Origin of the sequence: Intrasporangium sp. (genome assembly GCF_036566125.1) — a bacterium.
In the GTDB taxonomy this organism is placed as follows: Bacteria; Actinomycetota; Actinomycetes; order Actinomycetales; family Dermatophilaceae; genus Intrasporangium.
In genome coordinates this window covers 1-2,117 of the sequence record NZ_DATCWX010000188.1, presented here as the reverse complement: position 1 = coordinate 2,117, position 2,117 = coordinate 1, and the positions used below count along the sequence as shown (strand labels likewise).

Below are 2,117 nucleotides of genomic sequence, written 5' to 3'. Positions count from 1 at the left end.
CGGCCGCGCCCTAGCCGTCACTGAAATGCAGACGGTGGGGTCCGCTCCGGCGGACCCCACTGTCATGCTCGGCGCGGACCGGCCCAGGGTTGGCGCAGTCCCAGCACGGCTGGGCCGGTGACGGCGGCTGGAGCCCAGCCCAGCGGCATACGGCCGTCGTATGCCGCTGAGCGCGCTCCCTGGCGAAGGTGCGGTCGTGCGCCGGGTTGGCCTCGTCGAGGCAACTGCCTTCAACGAGACCGGGTGGCAAGATCCCGAGCCTTGACGCTCGGCTAGGAAGCGGTGGAGGCGGTGGCGGCGTCCCGTTCCTCCGTCGCCAGCAGCTCGACGAACTCGCCCACGCGAAGATCTTGCTCGACCGGGTGGCGGAACATGGCGTTCCCGCACACGACATACCGGTTCCGACGACCAACCCGGAAGCGGGCGATGGTCTCGTTGGCCTCCAGATCGGAGACGATCTTCTGCACCGCGCGCTCCGTGATGCCGACGCGGTTCGCGATCTCGCGGATCGTCGCGTCCGGATCCCGGGCCACACAGACCAGCACATGTCCGTGGTTCGTGAGAAACGTCCACCCCCTGATGGTCATACCTCGGACGATACGGGAGCCGGATCCCTTGGGCCGGCCCATGTGAGCAAAGAGTCACGGCGGGGCCGAGTCGTCAACGCGACAGGCTCCGCCGCCATTCTGTCCACAGGAGCGAGGCCTCCGGTAGATTGCCAGAGGGGTGAGGCCATGAGGTTGCTCTTCCTCGGGGTCCGGGGCTCCACACCCGCTCCGGGCGCCGAGTTCGTCCACTACGGCGGTCACACATCCTGTGTGGCCGTCGCGCACGACGACGCCGCCGCACCGACCATCGTGCTGGACGCGGGCACCGGCATCCGCATGCTCAGCAAGCGCCTTCCCGGCCCGGATTTCGTGGGTGCCATCCTCATCACGCACATGCACTGGGACCACGTCCAAGGACTGCCCTTCTTCGTCAAGGGCGACCAGCCGACGAGCGACGTCGACCTCTTCCTTCCGGCGCAGGACGGCCTCGGCGGCCGCGATCTGCTCGCCCGATTCCTCTCGCCTCCCGGTTTCCCGATCCTCCCCGAGGGCTTGCAGGGCCAGTGGCGCTTCCACGCGATCGGCGCCGGTCCCGTTCCCACCCAAAGCACTGACGGTTTCGACGTCAGCGCGTTCGACGTCGAGCACAAGGGCGGCCGGACCTTCGGCTACCGCATCACTGACGACTCGGGATCCATCGCGTACGTCCCCGACCATGCGGCCGTCTCACGCCAGGCGAGCCTGGCCGGCCTGCTTCGGGACGTCGACCTGCTCATCCACGACTCGCAGTTCTTCCGCGGGGAGCGGGAGGTCGCGGCCCGCTTCGGACACGCGACGGTGTCCGACAGCATCGAGCTGGGCATGGAGGTGGGCGCTCGTCACGTCGTGCTCTTCCATCACGCACCCACCCGCACCGACAGCCAGATGAGGTCGATGGAGCGTGGCGTACGCGGCCCGATGAAGGTGACCGTGGCCCGCGAGGGCATGACGCTGTCGGTGGGGACGCGGGGCTGAAGCCATGCCCGACCCCGCCCCCAACCCCCCGATGGACGCTGCCCCGGAGCCGACCGCCGACGAGGCACTCGTCCCCTACGTGCCGGTTCTCGCGGCCGAGTGGCTCGCGGATGACCCGACCATCCGGCACCGTCGGGTCTCGGGGAGCATGGCCTTCGTCGACATCTCGGGATTCACCTCGCTCACCGAGCGCCTGACCCGGATGGGCAAGGTCGGTTCCGAGGAACTGAGCGACATCCTCGACTCGACCTTCACGGCGCTGCTCGAGGAGGCGCGCCGGGAGGACGCCGATCTCGTCAAGTGGGGCGGCGACGCCGTCCTCCTGCTCTTCCGGGGGGAAGGCCACGCGGTGCGGGCGGTCCGCGCGACCGCTGCGATGCGGCGGGCGCTCTACTCCGTCGGTCGGACCGGCTCGTCGGCTGGCAAGGTGACCCTTCGGATGTCCACGGGCATCCACAGCGGCGCCTTCGACTTCTTCCTCGTCGGTGACCCCGAGGTGCACCTGGAGCTCATCGTCAGCGGTCCGGCGGCCAGCCGCACCGCAGAGCTCGAGGG

Annotated in this window: 3 protein-coding genes; 2 read left to right on the top strand and 1 reads right to left on the bottom strand. The window is 69.3% G+C overall.

Annotation, left to right across the window (positions count from 1 at the left end; translation table 11 throughout):
* Window positions 1–272: 272 nt before the first annotated feature.
* On the bottom strand, window positions 273–587 hold the full coding sequence (locus tag VIR15_RS11125; RefSeq protein ID WP_331927539.1) for a helix-turn-helix transcriptional regulator: 315 nt from the start codon (window positions 585–587) through the stop codon (window positions 273–275).
* Between the two features lie 147 nt (window positions 588–734).
* Between VIR15_RS11125 and VIR15_RS11120 the strand changes: the two genes are divergently transcribed.
* Entirely contained in the window at window positions 735–1,562 is an 828-nt protein-coding gene (locus tag VIR15_RS11120) for an MBL fold metallo-hydrolase (RefSeq protein WP_331927538.1), read from the top strand.
* 4 nt (window positions 1,563–1,566) lie between these two features.
* The coding region (locus VIR15_RS11115) for an adenylate/guanylate cyclase domain-containing protein (protein ID WP_331927537.1) at window positions 1,567–2,117 on the top strand (551 nt) is incomplete at its 3' end.

Excerpts from the sequence above, each read along its gene's own strand:
- VIR15_RS11125 (WP_331927539.1), bottom strand. The coding sequence starts at position 587 with ATGACCATCAGGGGGTGGACGTTTCTCACGAACCACGGACATGTGCTG.
- VIR15_RS11120 (WP_331927538.1), top strand. The coding sequence starts at position 735 with ATGAGGTTGCTCTTCCTCGGGGTCCGGGGCTCCACACCCGCTCCGGGC.